Origin of the sequence: uncultured Nostoc sp. (assembly GCF_964247315.1) — a bacterium.
In the GTDB taxonomy this organism is placed as follows: domain Bacteria; phylum Cyanobacteriota; class Cyanobacteriia; order Cyanobacteriales; family Nostocaceae; genus Nostoc.
This window is the reverse complement of record NZ_CAXTTT010000004.1, coordinates 1-16587: the sequence shown is the minus strand read 5'-3', so window position 1 is coordinate 16587 and position 16587 is coordinate 1. Positions and strand designations below refer to the sequence as shown.

Annotated in this window: 12 protein-coding genes, 1 tRNA gene and 1 pseudogene; 8 read left to right on the top strand and 6 right to left on the bottom strand. The window is 42.0% G+C overall.

Features of this window, described 5'->3' with window-relative positions; translation table 11 throughout:
- Positions 1-36: 36 nt before the first annotated feature.
- Positions 37-144: pseudogene (locus ACFE93_RS02230) on the bottom strand (3-deoxy-7-phosphoheptulonate synthase); the annotation flags it as partial.
- 194 nt (positions 145-338) lie between these two features.
- Positions 339-461: a hypothetical protein gene (locus tag ACFE93_RS02225; protein WP_375471822.1), complete on the bottom strand. Its 123-nt coding sequence runs from the start codon at positions 459-461 to the stop codon at positions 339-341.
- Between the two features lie 78 nt (positions 462-539).
- Here ACFE93_RS02225 and ACFE93_RS02220 point away from each other — a divergent pair, with 78 nt between their 5' ends.
- Positions 540-1220, top strand: coding sequence for a HEAT repeat domain-containing protein (locus ACFE93_RS02220; protein ID WP_375471821.1), 681 nt, complete (start codon positions 540-542; stop codon positions 1218-1220).
- A gap of 75 nt (positions 1221-1295) precedes the next feature.
- A complete protein-coding gene (locus ACFE93_RS02215) occupies positions 1296-1862 on the top strand; it encodes a phycobiliprotein lyase (protein ID WP_375471820.1) in 567 nt (188 codons plus the stop codon).
- A gap of 68 nt (positions 1863-1930) precedes the next feature.
- Here ACFE93_RS02215 and ACFE93_RS02210 read toward each other — a convergent pair whose 3' ends face one another.
- Positions 1931-2434: a 2TM domain-containing protein gene (locus ACFE93_RS02210; RefSeq protein WP_375471819.1), complete on the bottom strand. Its 504-nt coding sequence runs from the start codon at positions 2432-2434 to the stop codon at positions 1931-1933.
- A 382-nt stretch (positions 2435-2816) separates the two neighbouring features.
- Here ACFE93_RS02210 and ACFE93_RS02205 point away from each other — a divergent pair, with 382 nt between their 5' ends.
- Positions 2817-3533, top strand: a complete 717-nt coding sequence (locus ACFE93_RS02205; protein ID WP_375471818.1) for an ROK family protein — start codon at positions 2817-2819, stop codon at positions 3531-3533.
- Positions 3534-4412: 879 nt separating this feature from the next.
- Positions 4413-4967: a peptidoglycan-binding protein gene (locus ACFE93_RS02200; RefSeq protein ID WP_375471817.1), complete on the top strand. Its 555-nt coding sequence runs from the start codon at positions 4413-4415 to the stop codon at positions 4965-4967.
- 60 nt (positions 4968-5027) lie between these two features.
- Here ACFE93_RS02200 and ACFE93_RS02195 read toward each other — a convergent pair whose 3' ends face one another.
- The 3 genes from ACFE93_RS02195 to ACFE93_RS02185 form a co-directional block, all read right to left on the bottom strand.
- Positions 5028-7448, bottom strand: coding sequence for a sucrose synthase (locus tag ACFE93_RS02195; RefSeq protein WP_375471816.1), 2421 nt, complete (start codon positions 7446-7448; stop codon positions 5028-5030).
- 698 nt (positions 7449-8146) lie between these two features.
- Positions 8147-12229, bottom strand: coding sequence for a response regulator (locus ACFE93_RS02190; RefSeq protein WP_375471815.1), 4083 nt, complete (start codon positions 12227-12229; stop codon positions 8147-8149).
- Positions 12230-12684: 455 nt separating this feature from the next.
- A tRNA-His gene (locus ACFE93_RS02185) sits at positions 12685-12757 on the bottom strand.
- Between the two features lie 124 nt (positions 12758-12881).
- Between ACFE93_RS02185 and ACFE93_RS02180 the strand changes: the two genes are divergently transcribed.
- The 4 genes from ACFE93_RS02180 to ACFE93_RS02165 all read left to right on the top strand — a co-directional run bounded on the left by ACFE93_RS02180 (position 12882) and on the right by ACFE93_RS02165 (position 16522).
- Positions 12882-13274 (top strand): DUF4359 domain-containing protein, encoded by a 393-nt coding sequence (locus tag ACFE93_RS02180; protein ID WP_375471814.1) that lies wholly within the window; start codon positions 12882-12884, stop codon positions 13272-13274.
- Between the two features lie 132 nt (positions 13275-13406).
- On the top strand, positions 13407-14153 hold the full coding sequence (locus ACFE93_RS02175; protein WP_375471813.1) for a sirohydrochlorin chelatase: 747 nt from the start codon (positions 13407-13409) through the stop codon (positions 14151-14153).
- Positions 14150-14929: a uroporphyrinogen-III C-methyltransferase gene (cobA, locus tag ACFE93_RS02170; protein ID WP_375471812.1), complete on the top strand. Its 780-nt coding sequence runs from the start codon at positions 14150-14152 to the stop codon at positions 14927-14929. Before ACFE93_RS02175 ends, cobA begins: the two co-directional genes overlap by 4 nt.
- 153 nt (positions 14930-15082) lie before the next feature.
- Positions 15083-16522 (top strand): DNA cytosine methyltransferase, encoded by a 1440-nt coding sequence (locus ACFE93_RS02165; RefSeq protein ID WP_375471811.1) that lies wholly within the window; start codon positions 15083-15085, stop codon positions 16520-16522.
- Positions 16523-16587 lie beyond the last annotated feature (65 nt).

Below are 16587 nucleotides of genomic sequence, written 5' to 3'. Positions count from 1 at the left end.
CCTTTTCCCTTTTATTATAACTACTCAAACGGACATGATATTAGTCAAAGTTCGCAAGACAGGAATTGCAGATATATCAAAGGTATTCCGTGTATACTGTCGGTCAAAGGTGCGAATTCCCCGCTCACACAAAAGTAACTCAGGTCAAGCAAATAACCTTACACAACTTCTTGTTATATCTTTACAAAAGTACATAATCGACCACTACTCCAAATACTATTTTAAAAACGCTAATATGTTGTTATTCGCCAGTTTTGCGCTCGGCAGAACTACTCGTACCAATTCACAATAAAGATGTACTTAATATTTATTAAACGAATTGCCAAGTACGCCTTCTCTTAGAGAGGGTTATGGATGCGGGTGATTTTCCTAATTGGCAGACACTTTACACCGACTTCCTTCACTGGTGTAAACGCGATCGCTTTTTTATTCATAATTGAGTCATTTTGTAAAGTCGCCAAACTCCTACTTCACTATGGCGACAGCCTGATGAACAGATCGGGTAAATTAAGATAAGTAAAGAAAACGCTTTGAACTAAATGGCAGCTCTAAGCTTACAAGAAATTTCTACTCAGCTAGAAAGTCCGAATTTACGCGATCGCATGGTAGCCCTTGCTAATCTGCGTCACGTTGCAGCTGAGGATGCAGTCCCTTTGATTAAAAAGGTACTAGACGACGAATCTTTGCAACTGCGATCGATGGCAATATTTGCTCTGGGAATCAAGCCAACAGCAGAATGTTATTCTATTTTGGTAAAAATTCTCGAAAATGACCCCGATTATGGTATCCGCGCTGATGCCGCTGGTGCTTTAGGATATTTGGGTGATGCCAGAGCCTTTGAGGTGCTTTCACGGGCATTTTATGAAGATACTGATTGGCTAGTACGTTTTAGTGCAGCTGTTTCTCTAGGTAATATTAAAGATCCCCGTGCCCATCAAATTCTTCTTCAAGCATTGGATAGCAAAGAAGTCGTGTTGCAACAAGCTGCAATCTCTGCACTGGGAGAAATTCAAGACATCGAGTCTGTAGATAAGATCCTGCGCTTCGCCCAATCAGATGATTGGTTAGTGAGGCAGCGTTTGGCAGAAGCTTTGGGAAATCTTCCCACTCCTAAGAGTGTCTCAGCTTTAAAATACCTGGAAAAAGACAATCATTTCAACGTTGCTGAGGCAGCCAGAATTGGCCTCAAGAAGCTTGAGGAAATAGGCAATCAAGCTTAATATTAAAGCCTCCTGCTACCTTTTAATAATAATTAAGTGGGAATTTTAGCATTTTGATGCAGGGTAATTTCATTCATGAATATTGAAGAGTTTTTTCAATTAAGTGCTGGTAAATGGTTTTCTCATCGTACTAGTCAACATTTGGCTTTTAACCAATCGGAACATAGCAAGTCAGATATCATCATTGAGGCGCTGGCAGTAGATTGTCCAGAAGCAGTTAAACTGTGTCAAAGTTATAATATTAATCCTAGTTCTGCTTCCTGTGCTACCAAAATTACCTGGAACGGCACAATGGACAAGGATCAAACAAAACATAGTGGTTCAACTGTGTTAGTTTCAGTACCTGATGCGGATAATCCGACCCAAGGCAGGTTACTGAGAGAAATATTTGATGCCAATAAAACTCCAGTTGCCGGACGCTATAAAATTGACAGTGATGGTGCTTTGATCCTAACTACAGAAGATGAAACCGTCTTCTCAGAAGAACGCCTGTGGTTTGCTAGCCCCAATTTGCGAATGCGGGTAAATGTCCTCAAGAGTTTTGGTGGATTTAGTATCACTTCCTTCACTTCTGAGATTCGCATGGGTGGCTTTCCACCCCCTGAGAAGGTTTCCGAGGCGGCTAATTCAGTATCTAGTTAGTTCGCTCGCAAAATATTCCCCCCAGAAACGGGGGGAATTAAGTAGAGATGAGTTAGGGAAAGTTTTTATTAAGCCTGTAATACTTTAAACCACTTATTTAAAACTGTACTGATGGTTTTCTTAATCTGATGATTACGACTCCATTTTTGGAATGCCATTTCATACTCTTCGCCTTTAATTTGAAAGGTATTCCAGACATCAAGCGCTACAGGCAATCCGCAGAATAGCAAAATGTACAGCGACCAAGAAATTCCGCCACTAGTAATTAAATTAAGCAGTATAAAAAAGCCATTGAAAATTGCATATTTGCTTAAACGCTTCTGAAATCTTCTGATGCGGTAGGCGTCAAAAGCTTTTCGCTGTTGAACTTGACTCTGTTGTAATACCCAATCGCGTTCTGCTAATTTTAAAGACTCAGGTGAAATTTCTAACTCAGCAGCAATTTCTAATATATGCTCATAAGAAAATTCTGTGTCTTTATCATCTGCTTGACGAGCGATCGCTAAGTGCAGAATTTGTTGGACATCTTCTTGGCTATACGAGCGGATGCTTTGAGGTTCAAACGCCGTCATAATTCTTTCTCTTATATTACTTTTAATAGAAATTTGCTGCTTGATAGATTTTAAGCAGCTACGCCAGTACTATCTCTATTATTCTTAGATTAACAAATCTAGATGCTGTCCGGCATCGAATGTATGGGATTTTTAACTTTGGGCATTGGGCATGGGGCATGGGGCATTGTGAAGAGACTTGGGGACAAGGAGAATTGGGGACAAGGGGAAAGGAAAGATTTGTTGCAAGTTCTAACTTTAGTCACCTTGTCCCCCTTGTCTCCTCTGCTCCCCCATCTCCCCACTCCCCATCAATATAAAGACTCTCCAAACATCCAAGATATTATCAAATGCAGCAGATCATAATAACGAAATAACAAAGCATTAACAAGGATGTAACTTAATGGTTAAACAAAATGGAGCGATTCGTACCCTATCGGTTGATATTGGCGGTAGTGGTGTTAAGGCTATGGTTTTAGATATTACGGGGAATCCTATAACGGAAAGGGCACGTTTAGATACACCCCAACCTGCAACACCAGATGTTGTAATTAATGCAATTGTAGTGTTAGCAGCGGCTCAAAGTGAATTCGATCGCGTTTCGGTCGGTTTTCCCGGCGTGGTGCGGTCTGGAGTCACAGAGACAGCGGTAAACTTACATCCAGATTGGATTGGATTTAATTTGGAAACAGCATTATTAAAACACTTAAACAAACCTGTACGTGTGATTAATGATGCAGATATGCAGGGATTTGGTGCGATCGCAGGTAAAGGTGTAGAATTAGTGATTACTCTGGGTACGGGGTTTGGTTCAGCTTTATTTGTAGATGGTAAGCTAGTACCAAATATGGAAATGGGGCATCATCCGTTTCGCAAAGGAGAAACTTTTGAGCAGCAGTTGGGGCGTGCAGAGTTAGAAAAAATTGGTGAGAAAAGATGGAATAGGCGTTTAGAAAAAGCGATCGCATCTTTGCAACATCTGTTTAATTATGACTACCTTTACATTGGCGGTGGTGAAGCTGTGAGAGTGAATTTACAGCTACCATTAAATGTCAAACTCATCCCCAATATCACTGGTTTATTAGGCGGTATTGCTTTGTGGCGAGACGAAAAAAGGTAAAAAGTTTTTCAAGATCCACAACTGAGAGTACTAAGCGATATCTAAGGGCGACCTACACCTACACGCTTTTTGATTAAGGTGCATCCTTTCTCAAAGTTTCAAAATGATATAAAAATTAACACAAATTAGACAAGAAAATTGCACAAATATTATGTTCAGTGCCCCTGTGTAATTTTGTCATGTATTGTCTAAAATTTTAGTTCAAATTCAATACCGTACAACAAGGTTGTGCGGTTTCATTCTTTTGAGGTTAAAGTGTCCGCTTTCCGAGAATAGGTTGAAAGAGCGACATAAATTGTGATTGAGAAAAAGTTTATAACCCCCTGTAAAATCGTATGCGACTAAAGACTTATTATTTAGATCGCAGAGAGTAGGCTTGCTGTGAGCGTACCCAAACCAGAGCAGGGGAAAGAGGCTTTTGGAATTTTTGCACAGATGCGGTAATCATAAGTAATTAACCAGACTTGATATAAAATAGGAAAAAGTGTTTAAAATTAAGAGCTTTTAATCAATAGTTAAAAAACTGACTCGATCAATTGAGTAGTATTTTTACTGGCAGTAGAAACATGATAAAAGCAACATCAGCATACCAAGCACGATCCAAACATAACTAGGTAAATTTGTTTGATGGTATTCCCAGACGATCGTATAGTATGTTATTGTCTAAACCATTGATTTAGATAGTATGTCTGATAACTTGATGGCTTGATTAAGTATATTAATCTGATTAAATGGAATTGGAGGTGAGCAAATATGAACATGAAAATATTATCTGGAAAAATTAGTACATGACTTTTTTATTTGGTCAGTATGTACTATCCCGAACAGCAACAATGTTGTTGGTTAAAAGAAATATTAGTTAAAGTAAAATAAACTAAAATGACTGAAATTGGCCTGATGATGACGGGCGGGTTAACAATAAGACAAGCATCTGGGGCTAATTTGCCACAGAAGCAATTATTTCAGATGGAAAATGACGTAAACCAGTCAAAACAGAGTCAGTTAGAGATAGCTGCTAAAGTCACACCACCTGAATTCATGCAGACAGATGGGATTTCCCAGGCTTCTGTCTCAGCGCTGAAACTAGAAAAAGAACGCATACTTCAGAAAATCAGCAAAAAGAATCTGGGACTAGTTTCTTCTAACTTAGGTAAGCCTAAGAAGTCTTTTCAGTCTGGAGGTAAAGTCCGTACAAAGGCTACAGGACGGTTCCAGAAGTTTAGCAGTCAACCTCTACCGACTCTTTATTTTGGTAGTTCTGGTATTGCTGTCAGAGCATTACAACAGCTATTAGTGTCTAACGGTTATGCTGTGAGGGTGGATGGGATTTTTGGCGCACTAACAGAGACTGCTATCAAAGCCTTTCAAAATCAGCAAAATTTAGGAGTAGATGGAATAGTTGGTCAACGAACTTGGAGTGCATTGACAATTTAGTTATTTGTCTTTAGTCATTTGTCTTTAGTCTTTAGCTAATGACAAATGACTAAAGACAAACTAACGATACTTATGCTGCTCTAATAGCTGTTGCGCTCTTGGCTTATAAATTAAATAGAACAAAGCCTCTATATAGCGTAATAAATCTTCCCGATTTTCCTTTGAGGTAAAGTTCCAGAAGCCATAAATTCTTGCTAACGATAACAGCTTGGTAGTGTGAATTTTCCAAGTATAGGTGCTGTAAACTCGGTTAATTCCTCGCTGGGAAATTTCATTCCAATAGTTAGAATTTTGTTCGCATTTAGTAATGAATTCTACAATTTTGGTGGCTGTTTCCTCTAAATTTGTCGGGTTAATGTAAAATCCATTCACTTTATCTTGAATAATCTCCAGTGGCCCACCAAACTGTGTGGCAAAAGTTGGCAATCCTGAAACCATTGCTTCTAAAATTGTCAAACCAAAAGCTTCAAATAAAGCTGGTTGTACAAAAATTCCCTGACGATCGGCAATGACTCGGTAAATTTCACCGGAATCGGTTTTGGAGAGACGCACACCCAACCAACGAATTTTACCGTGGAGATTGTACTGGTCAATTATTTGGTAGAGTTTGATAATTTCGTTGCGTTCTTCGTTGTCATCTGATTCTTCGACGCGTAATTTACCTGCTACTAAAATTAAGTTGCAATGCTCTTGTAATTCTTTACTTTGACCATAACATTCAGCTAAACCTGTGAGGTTTTTGATGTGGTCAAGACGCGCCATTGAGAAGAGAGGAAGTTTGTTAGGATCGTCGAGTTTGCCAAAGATTTGTGTGGGATCTTCCAGAGTAAAGAGCATTTCTGCAAGGCGTTGGCGATCGCTCTCCACGCGGTCTTTATTTTGGGTGTAGGGGAAGTAATTATTTTCGTTTACTCCAGGCGGTACGACATTAAATTTGGGACTAAATAATTCAATGCCATTGGTAACATGGTACAACTCTGGCATGGTGAAGCACTTATAAGACTCGTACTGTCCCACACTATCAGGTGTTCCGACAATTTCTTGGTAGGTGCTGCTAATCACAAAATTGGCAGCATTCATCGCAATCAAATCAGCTGTGAATTGCAATGAAAAATGATATTTCTCCTCTAATTCTTGCCAGTATAGATTACTGAACAAGTATTTAGATTTTTCTAAAGCATGGGCAACATTGCATTGAGTAACTTTCAGCCGTCGCGCCAGCAAGAATGCTACTAAATTCCCATCTGTATAGTTTCCAACTATTAAGTCAGGTGTGCCGTGAAATTCTGCCCTTAGTTCTCTTTCGGAATCAATGGCGTAGGTTTCTAGATAAGGCCAAAACTCAAACCGAGAAATCCAGTTTTGAGTCATGTTAGGGTTAAAATCCCTTAAAGGCACTCGCAAAATCCAGGCATTTTCGGTATCGTGGACTTTTTCTAGCCGTTGATTACAAAGAGTACCATCACTATTGGGAATCAAGCGGGTGAGAATAATTACCTTTGGCTCGACATTCAATTTCTCTAAACCCGCAAGCAGGACATCTTCTTGTAGCTGCTTCTCTAGGCTCTTTGCCTGGTCAAGGACGTAAACTACCTGACCGCCAGTATCGGGACGCCCCAACACTCCCTCTTGCCCAAACCAACCGTGAGCTGACACCAAGACGATTCTAAAAATCATCGGGACACGAGAAATGAATGCTTCTAGAGTCTGAGGATCGGCAGAATCAATCAATTCATCGAGAATATTTAAAGTTTCCCGCACTCGCGCTGCGGTGTTACCCCAACCTGGCTCAAAACCCATTGACTGCAATTGGAATCGGAATTGTTCGTAGGGTTCATCATCGGGGCGATTATTAACAAAGCTGATCGCTTTCTTAACTTGCTCGGAAAGTTGCTGCTGTGATTGAATGCGATCGTTAAGCAGCAGTTGAATACCGTTGTAGTGGTGCAGCCGCAGGAAATTCAATAAGCTGTCCAGCAATTGTTTGGAATCTTGAAATATTTTGCTGGATAGATAGCGGTTGAGAAATTGTACCCCTTTACCAATATTTTTGGGGTCGCGGATGACTGGGGAGTAGTCATAAAACGGGCCGAAGTCCAATTCTAGCAGGCCGCCCTCGTTAGGATGATATTTGTTCACCAAGCGATCGCGCAGATCCAACAAATCCTGCACCGTCATCGGTTCAATGCTTAAGTCTGATGTCAACCAATAAACTTCTTGGCTGGCAATCTTAGAACGGATGATGAAACAGAAGTTTGAGTCCTCCTGAATTATTTCCTGAGTATAGTAAATGAGTTTGCCTAACTCTGAGGAAGTGTAAAAAGTCTCAGGTTTTTGGGACTTGGAGCAATACTCACTATATACATTGAGTATATCGTTCCGCAGCAAGTACTTCTTTTCTTGTTGGCGTAATTCACTAAGAAAGGAACGTAAATCACTTCTTTCTTCACTATCTAAGACTGCTTGAAGCAATTCAGACATAGCAACTCCACTAAATGACGATGTTTGCATTGCTAACTTTCTAAGCGAGACAAATAAGCCTCCACCTTTTGTTAGACACATATAAACACGAAATAACACAGATAAATATAATTTATCTGTGTACATACAAGTATCAGCTTTTTAACAGACACTTAAATCGTGTTCTTCTTTACCTAAAGTATCTATGACTCAGTATTTTTGGATCTTACTAAAGGAATACAATTTTTATTTCTTTTGATAGATGTTAGTAAATAACTCCATCATCAGATTTGGGGCACAAATTATCACATTCTCAATAGATTGATGTAATCTTTAGTATATCATTTATTTGCGTATATTTGGATTGTCAACACATCTAGAAAGAAAATATTTAACTAAGTAAGTTGGCACAATCAAACCCAACTGTGTAAAGAAAAGTAAACAAGGCTCAAACCCTTTTTCTTCTTGCTCCTTACTCCCTGCCCTCTGCTTTATGCCAACGATAATTATTTACGCCGACCTATTTATCAAGCTCTATAAGACTTGTAAATCAATATTTTTTAATTATTTCAGAGTGCTAATATTCATTTTTATAGTGCGTATAAATAATTTATTCTTAGAATAATTGTAAGAATTCAGCACCCAGAAGTCAGGAGTCATAATTTATAAGGAATCTAGAATAATTAGTATATTTATTCATCAAATGTTCTTCTGATTCTTTAACTATTTTGAATTTTGAATTCTGAACTCTGAATTCTGCTGTAAGTTCGCATTTCGACGACGATCGCCACCAAAGCTTCTGGATCGATAGGTTTGGGGACGTAACGTTGAAATCCGGCGGCGATCGCTTGCTGCCGATCGAATTCTCCGGCATAAGCTGTTAAGGCAATAGCGGGAATTTGTCCCCCTTGCTCAAGCCCAAGGGTACGAATTTGTCGCATCAGCATATAGCCATCCATTTCTGGCATCCCAATGTCACTGATAATGATGTTGGGAATGGATTGAGCGATCGCTTGCAGCGCCTCAGTGCCAGATCCAACAGCAGTAACGATCGCACCACGTTCCTCTAGAACAAAAGCGATGAACTCCCGCGAGTCTGTTTCATCATCGATGACTAAAATGTGAATGCCGTTCAAATCACTCTCTTTAATGGGTGATTGATTTAAGATTGGTGCTTCAGTTAACTGAGGCGCAAGCGGAATTTTAACCGTAAATGTTGCTCCTAGCCCAACACCTGGACTGTCTACTGTCACCGTTCCACCGTGCATTTCCACAATTTGGCGCACGATCGCTAATCCCAAGCCTAGTCCGCCAAATTTGCGGGTGGTTGCGCCATCTTCTTGTCGGAAATGCTCAAACACGTAGGGCAAAAAGTCGGTACGAATCCCTTTTCCGGTGTCGGTGATTTGAATTTGGGCGTGATTTTCAACTTGAGATAGGGCAACCGTGACTTGTTTTCCTTCAGGTGTAAATTTAACAGCATTAGACAGAAGATTCCACACAACCTGCTGCAATCGCCCTGCATCGCCGATTACCACTCCCATAATCGGTGAAATGGTCGTGTGAATTTGGATTGATTTAGTTTCTGCGGCTAACCGAACCGTTTCTAACGCGGCTGAAATCACTGAATTCAGGTCAATGGGTGAGGCTGATAAGTTCATTTTGCCTTGCAGAATCCGGGAAATGTCGAGCAAGTCATCAATTAGCTGCACCTGGATCTGGGCGTTGCGCTCGATCGTGGCGATCGCAAGATTCGTTTTTTCAGGATTAAGCTTTCCCCGTTGCAACAGTTTTGACCATCCCAGAATTGGATTCAGAGGAGTACGTAACTCATGGGAGAGAACCGCTAAAAACTCATCTTTAATACGATTACTTTGATCTAACGCTTCGGCACGTGCCTGTAACTCTGCAACCAGGCGCGATCGTTCTAAGGCAACAGCAACTTGATTGGCAAGCGTTTGCATGAGATCGAGTTCGTCGCGCGTAAAGCGATCGCGTTGACGAGTTCCCAGTCCCAGAGTACCCAAAACGCGCTCGCCTACCATCAGTGGATGACACACATAAGCTCTGATACCGATTGACTGAACTCGAACAGCAAGTGGATCGGTCGTTGAGAGCGCATTTTCAACGATCGCTGGCTGGCGATGTTGCACCACATAACCACCCACCCCTTGCCCTAACTCCAAAAATTTCCCGGATAAAGCAACGTCTTCTGAGATGCCCCCAGAGGTGTGTAGCTCAAGGCGTTGCTGGTCTTCTTGAAACAAGTAATTGAAGTAAACTTCGAGTCCTAAATGAGTCGAAACCTTTTCAAACAAACTGGCTAAAAATACCTTAGGATCTTCGTTGAGCAAGAGATCGTTAGCGACTTCTGAAAGTAGCTTCAGCCGTTCGTTGCTGGCTTTGACAGTCGCTTCGATTTGCTTGCGATCGGTAATGTCTCGTGTCACACCTGCCACCGCTTCTACCATCCCATTTACGCCCAAAAGCGGGACGAAAATGTATTCATAGGCGCGTGTGCCAAATGCGCTTGTGTACGGCGTTTCATCTTTGAGCGGTTGGCGCGTCTCAATAACTTGCTGAATCTGCCTTTGGAGTTTGGTTGCTAAATCTATTGGATAATCCAGGTCAAAAAAGTTTTTGCCCAGTGCTTCAGCCGACTTTTTCTGCAAGAGTTCGAGCAACGGCTGATTGATGTAGGTGAACCGTCCAGACAGATCGAACGTGTAAATAAAATCGGTTACAGAAGAGGCGATCGCGTCAAACTTTCGCAGTTGTCGTTCGAGTTCGGCAGAAATCTGTCGCCAAGCATCTTCGGCTTGTTTGCGTTCGGTAATGTCTGCCAGTGCCCCTGGAAAAGCAAGCGGTGTGCCATCAGCAGCATATTCAACGCGACCGCGGGCGGCAAGCCAGCGCTCCTCACCCACTGCCGTATAAACACGGTACTCACTGATAAATTCTTTGCCAGTTTCAATCGCCTGGTTAATTGCGGCGACCACTTGGGGGCGGTCTTCTTCGTGTATCCCCTGTATAAACAGTTCGATCGGTAAACCGATCGCCGCCTCCACAGAGTCAACACCAAACAAGTGAGCAAAGGCTGCATTCACGATCACCAGATTCTCGGCAATCTTCCACCGCCATGTGTAAATCGCTCCTGCGGCTAAAGCGGCCTCCCATTGCACATAGGCTTCCCGGAGGTCAGCTTCGGCTTGTTTGCGATTGGTAATATCGATTGATATCCCGACCATGCGCTCAGGATTGCCCGCCTCGTCGTAAATCGGATGCCCGCGAACGATTACCCAGTGCGTGCTGCCATCGTTCCAAACATTGCGGTATTCCACATCGTAATCAGTGCGGTTGGTAATCGAGTCTTGAATTGCCGCCTGCACCCAAGTCAGATCCTCTGGATGAATCCGCTCCATTATAACTTGGTGCGAGAAATCAGCGTCAATGGGTAGACCGTAGTTCATTTTGCACTGGTCAGAAACAGACAGAACGTTTGTTTTGAGATCGAATTGCCAGGAGCCGAGTTTGCTGGTCTTCAAGGCAAGTTTAAGTTGCTGTTCGCTGGCTTGCAGTGTCTGAGCCGCTTGTTTGCGGATGTCTACCTGTTTTAAAATTGACTCAATACGAGCCAGTAGTTCGCGAGCCGAAAACGGTTTGATTAAATAATCATCGGCTCCTGCTGCCAAACCTGACACGCGAGATTCTTCACCTGCTTGGGCTGACAGCAAAATTACGGGCAATTCGCTCCTTTGGGGGTCAGCCCGCAATTGACGCAGCAACTCAAACCCATCCATCCCCGGCATCATTAGATTGCTGAGAATCAAATCTGGGCGCTGTGCCTGGATCGCAGCCAGAGCCGCAGCCCCATCTGTGACTACCTCAACCTCATACCGTTGACTTAACAATCGCCACAGATAATCGCACATATCGGCGTTGTCATCTGCCAGCAAAATTCGGGCGGGTAAAAAAGATGGCGGGATCGCTGAAGGTAAACTCCTGTTGGAAGCGATCGCTTCAGATGAAGCTTCAATCCCTCCCGCTTCCAGTTGCGAAAACTCAAGCAGTGCGTTGACTAATTTCAGTAACCGAAGTCCATTTCGCTGCACGAGCTCAAGGCGATCGCGCTGTTGCGGTGCTAATGGAGCTTGAATGTCGAGTAATAGGTCTTCGATTGGACTCAACATCAGTGTTAAAGGCGTGTGAAATTCATGCGAGATATTGCTGAAGAATACAGTCTTAGCGCGATCGAATTCTGATAAAGCCTCATTCGCCGCTTGCACTTGTTCGTTGACCTCTTGTAACTCCTGCGCTCTAGCAGAAATTTCCCTCTCCATTTGCTCGCTGTGAGACTGGAGTGATTGATTGAGCTGACGCTGCTCATTTAGCTGTTGCTGCACCCGCACAAACTCGGTGACATCTTCGACTCGGTGAATAATGTGCGTCATCTCACCGTTTTCATCAAAGACTGGGGAGTTGGTTGGCGTCCAGTACCGCTCCTCAAAACCACCGCCTTCTGATTCGGGGCGGCGAATGTCATACTTCTGCACTGCCATCGTGTGAGGCTTTTGATACTTCAGTACGCTTGACAAGGAGGTACGCAAATTCTGAATTCCAGTACCATTCGGATCGTCGGGATTATCTGGAAAAACCTCGAACAAATGGCGACCAACAACCTCTTCTCGTTTGGTCTTCGTTGCCCAAAAGTAAGCATCACTTCCCCCGACAATCACAAAGTCGAGTGAGTAGACGATATACAATCCCGGTATTGATTCAAATAAGGTTTGAAAATTCAGCATCCCTTCCTCTGAGCGGTATTAACTTCTTGGCTTAAAAAGCTATTAAAACAAACAGCAGTCCAATTAAAGGGTGCTGCAAAGCGTAAATTTATAGCTTCAACAGTCCAGAGCTTGGGTCTGAGAGAACAGAGGCTTGCAGAAGCAGAATTACGATGGAATCGAGGCACTCTATATAATAAAGGAATAAGATAATTAAAAGTGGTATTACTTGCCTCGATCGCATCAGCCCAAAACGATGTAAGGCATTGCATACCTAATCTTAATTTAGCAAGTAATTTTGCTTATATCATAAACTTGTTTAATAAGATAACCTAATGAATTACAGTAGACTTGCAATCCTTGCAAGTTTATAAAGCTATTAGATGACAGATTGTTGGTAAAGTGATGCTTATGAATATTTACACCATACAATCCACCTTCAATAGGAGTATAGCTATAAATATGAAATTACGCAGGGCGAACGATGGGAATTGAACCCACGAATGGTGGTACCACAAACCACTGCCTTAACCACTTGGCTACGCTCGCCATTCAACAATTTGAATTATAGCAATAATTTGGCAAGCGATCAAGAGTTTTTGTTCAAGGAACGGACTTAGTTGATTTAGAGTCTCTGGAATCTAACGATTACAATGAATTTTACTTGGCAAATATGAAACCATTGACCATCATCGCGTATACTGGAGCAGCAGTAGGACTGGCCGCCTTGGGTGTGACAATGGCGAAAACCAATCCCGGTCAAGTTGAATATGAAGAATATGCAGTTCAACGCCTGACAAAATACTTAAAAACCGATGTATGTAAAAAAACTACGAATATTATAGAAAATTTAATCCGTTTTAATTGCGATAAATTGGTTGACTCGGCTAGCCCGCAAATCCAAAAAATTATTGCCAGTACTACAGAAAGGCAAGATTTTGTTATTTTTAGCATTTACCGTACAGATTTAAAAATAAATTCTTGGATGCCTTCGTACAAATTTGAAACGGTAGGAGCTTTCGATCAATTTTATACTTACACTGCTGAAGAACAGTCAGGTAAGTAGTAGAGGGAGAATATAAAAGTGATTAAGAATACTTCTATTTAGTAATTAATAATAGTTTCAATAATTATTAGAGTCCTTATTATCCCCAGCTTCATCTTAAATAAGAATAGTAACTAAGAATTTAATTTACCAATGTCATCTGCCTATCTGCTACTATCTCACGGAAGCCGCGACCCGCGCCCAGAAATTGCTATGCAGCAACTAGCTAGGCTGATATCTCAGAAATTGTCAAAAAACCATAACTCAGCAAATAGCCAATATTCGGTTGGCATTGCTGCTTTAGAAATGAATCCTCAGCCTTTACACGAGCAGATTCAACAATTTGCTAAGAGTGCTTTTGGCGATGACAAACTATCTCAAAATGAAAATCGCCTCAAAATTGTACCGCTATTTTTGCTGCCGGGAGTCCATGTGATGACAGATATTCCCGCCGAAATAGCACTAGCACAACAGGCTACCGATCAAGATGTCATAATTGAGTTGCAACCATATTTAGGCTCTCACCCCAATTTAGAAAAATTGCTGGCAAAACAAATAGCTGCTATAAAAGCAGAAGCATGGATTCTCTTAGCTCATGGTAGCCGTCGCCCAGGTTCTCAAGAAACTGTGGAAGCAATGGCGGCGAGTTTGGGAGCCGTGACTGCTTATTGGGCTGGGCCTCCTAGTTTAGAATCGCGGGTAAAAGAGTTGATAACTGCTGGTTATCGGGAAATTGCAATCTTGCCATATTTTTTATTCGCTGGTGGAATAACCGATGCGATCGCCACCTCAATAGAGGAGCTAAAATTACAATTTTCTGCGGTAAATTTCCAACTGGCAGAGCCATTGGGAGCAAGTGCAGAATTAGCCGAGCTAATTTGGGATTTAACAGATAGATGAACCGCACAATGACACAGAGGAAGAAGTATTTGGGAAAGGTTTATTTAGTAGGTGCGGGGCCAGGAGATCCAGGACTAATTACCCTGAAGGCGAAAGGTTTGTTGGAATGTGCAGATCTAGTTATCTATGATGCCTTGGTGAGTCCGGCAATTTTGGCAATGATTAATCCCCAAGCCGAGCAAATTAATGCTGGTAAGCGGAGGGGAAAACATTCGCTGTTCCAGGAAGAAACAACTCAATTACTGATTGATAAAGCGCAGGATCATGCTATTGTGGTGCGACTCAAGGGTGGCGATCCGTTTATTTTTGGTCGCGGTGGCGAAGAGATGGAAGAATTAGTCAACGCTGGAATATCAACGGAAGTAGTGCCGGGTATCACATCGGGAATTGCAGCAGCAGCATACTCAGGTATTCCTTTGACGCATCGGCTGTATAGTTCGTCAGTGACATTTGTAACTGGTCATGAGGCGGCGGGTAAGTATAAACCGCAAGTGAATTGGAGTGCGATCGCTCACGGTTCCGAAACCATTGTAATTTATATGGGAATTCACAATCTGTCTTATATTGTGGAAGAATTAAGTGCCGCTGGGTTAAATTTAGAAACGCCTATTGCTTTGGTGCGCTGGGGTACGCGCCCAGAACAAGAAGAATTGATTGGGACATTGGAAACAATTATTAAACAGGTAGAGCAAACTGGATTTGGTGCGCCTGCGATCGCAGTTATTGGACAAGTAGTAAATATGCACAGTATTTTATCTGGTTGTCGTCCAGTTTGATGGTTGGTTTGAAGGTTGTCCAACATTTGACCTGCACATAAAATCATTCTCGCAAACGGTCGGTTTTGCGAATACTTATCTCTATACTTAATAGCGGTTGACATAACCACTTGATAATGGTGTAAATGGTCTAAAAAAAGTTTCGAGGACGAAATGATAAACTATCCCTATTTGTCCACAAAGGAAGCAGCTTCAAAAATAGGTATTTCTGAGCAAAGGGTTCGTACTCTATTGCGTAGTGGGGATATCAAGGGACAGCAGGTAGGGAAAGTGTGGATTATGGAGCCGGAGGCAGTTGAAGATTACATTAACCGAACCAAGGAAAATTATCCTGTAGATAGGACGAGCAAGGAAAATCATCACCAAGCAGTTAAAGCCATTTCTTTTTTCTCAGGCGCTATGGGACTGGATCTTGGTTTTGAGAAAGCTGGTATCGAAATTTCCCTTGCGTGTGAGGTGGATAAGCACTGCCGACAGACCATAGTTGCAAACAAGCCAGATATTGCACTTTTGGGGAATATAGCGTCTTACACTGCTCAGGATATCCTGGATCATGCCAAACTAGCTAAAGAAGATGTAGATATTATGTTAGGCGGACCACCCTGCCAAGCTTTTTCCACAGCAGGGGCAAGGCGTGGTTTCAAAGATGAGAGAGGCAATATATTCTTAAAGTACATTGAACTTATCTTAGAAATAAGCCCAAAATACGCCGTCATCGAGAATGTAAGAGGTTTTCTTTCAGCACCATTACTGCATCGCCCTCACTCAGAAAGAGGAAACGGCAGTGTTCCTCTATCCAGAGAAGAAATGCCAGGTGGTGCTTTGAAATATATTGTAAATGAACTTCGCAAAGGTGGTTACAGTATCAGCTTTAACTTATACAACACGGCAAATTATGGTGTCCCCCAAATTAGGGAAAGAGTGGTCATGATCTGCCATCGTGGAAAGAAAAAGGTTCCTTATTTATACCCCACACATTCAGAAAGTGGTGATTTTGGTCTTGATAAGTGGATAACTCTACGTGAATCTATTGCAGATTTAAGCCAAAGTGAGGCAGAGTATATCGAGTTCCCAGAAGGGAGGCTAAAGTATTACAGAATGTTAAAAGAGGGTCAATACTGGAAACATCTACCTGAAGAATTGCAGAAAGAAGCATTAGGAAAATCCTATTACTCAGGTGGAGGGAAAACTGGTTTCTTTAGACGCTTGTCATGGGATAGACCAAGCTGTACTTTAGTGACATCCCCAGCCATGCCAGCAACGGATATCTGTCATCCAGAACATTTGCGCCCGTTAAGTATTCAAGAATATAAACGTATTCAGCAATTTCCAGATAGTTGGGTCGTATGTGGTTCCCTCATCAAGCAATATCGGCAGATAGGGAATGCCGTACCTGTCGGTTTTGGAGAAGCAATAGGCAAAGCGATCCTTGCACACATGAGTGGTAAGATAAAACATCCCCCTTTTAACTTCCCATTTTCACGTTATAAAGGTAACGATGATGTTTTATGGGAAGCTAAAATTAGTGAGTCGTTAGAAGAGATAAAACCGATCCAAGGTTCGCTTTTTACAGCAACAGCAGATGCTGTATAAGAGTTAGGACTTGGGAGCATCCCACTTTTTATTTAGGGAGCAAAGATTAATCCATTAAGGTAGGC

What these genes read in the sequence shown, in the direction of transcription:
- ACFE93_RS02220 (WP_375471821.1), top strand. Translation starts at nt 540, where the DNA reads ATGGCAGCTCTAAGCTTACAAGAAATTTCTACTCAGCTAGAAAGTCCG.
- ACFE93_RS02215 (WP_375471820.1), top strand. Translation starts at nt 1,296, where the DNA reads ATGAATATTGAAGAGTTTTTTCAATTAAGTGCTGGTAAATGGTTTTCT.
- ACFE93_RS02210 (WP_375471819.1), bottom strand. Translation starts at nt 2,434, where the DNA reads ATGACGGCGTTTGAACCTCAAAGCATCCGCTCGTATAGCCAAGAAGAT.
- ACFE93_RS02205 (WP_375471818.1), top strand. Translation starts at nt 2,817, where the DNA reads ATGGTTAAACAAAATGGAGCGATTCGTACCCTATCGGTTGATATTGGC.
- ACFE93_RS02200 (WP_375471817.1), top strand. Translation starts at nt 4,413, where the DNA reads ATGACTGAAATTGGCCTGATGATGACGGGCGGGTTAACAATAAGACAA.
- ACFE93_RS02195 (WP_375471816.1), bottom strand. Translation starts at nt 7,448, where the DNA reads ATGTCTGAATTGCTTCAAGCAGTCTTAGATAGTGAAGAAAGAAGTGAT.
- ACFE93_RS02190 (WP_375471815.1), bottom strand. Translation starts at nt 12,229, where the DNA reads ATGCTGAATTTTCAAACCTTATTTGAATCAATACCGGGATTGTATATC.
- ACFE93_RS02180 (WP_375471814.1), top strand. Translation starts at nt 12,882, where the DNA reads ATGAAACCATTGACCATCATCGCGTATACTGGAGCAGCAGTAGGACTG.
- ACFE93_RS02175 (WP_375471813.1), top strand. Translation starts at nt 13,407, where the DNA reads ATGTCATCTGCCTATCTGCTACTATCTCACGGAAGCCGCGACCCGCGC.
- cobA (WP_375471812.1), top strand. Translation starts at nt 14,150, where the DNA reads ATGAACCGCACAATGACACAGAGGAAGAAGTATTTGGGAAAGGTTTAT.
- ACFE93_RS02165 (WP_375471811.1), top strand. Translation starts at nt 15,083, where the DNA reads ATGATAAACTATCCCTATTTGTCCACAAAGGAAGCAGCTTCAAAAATA.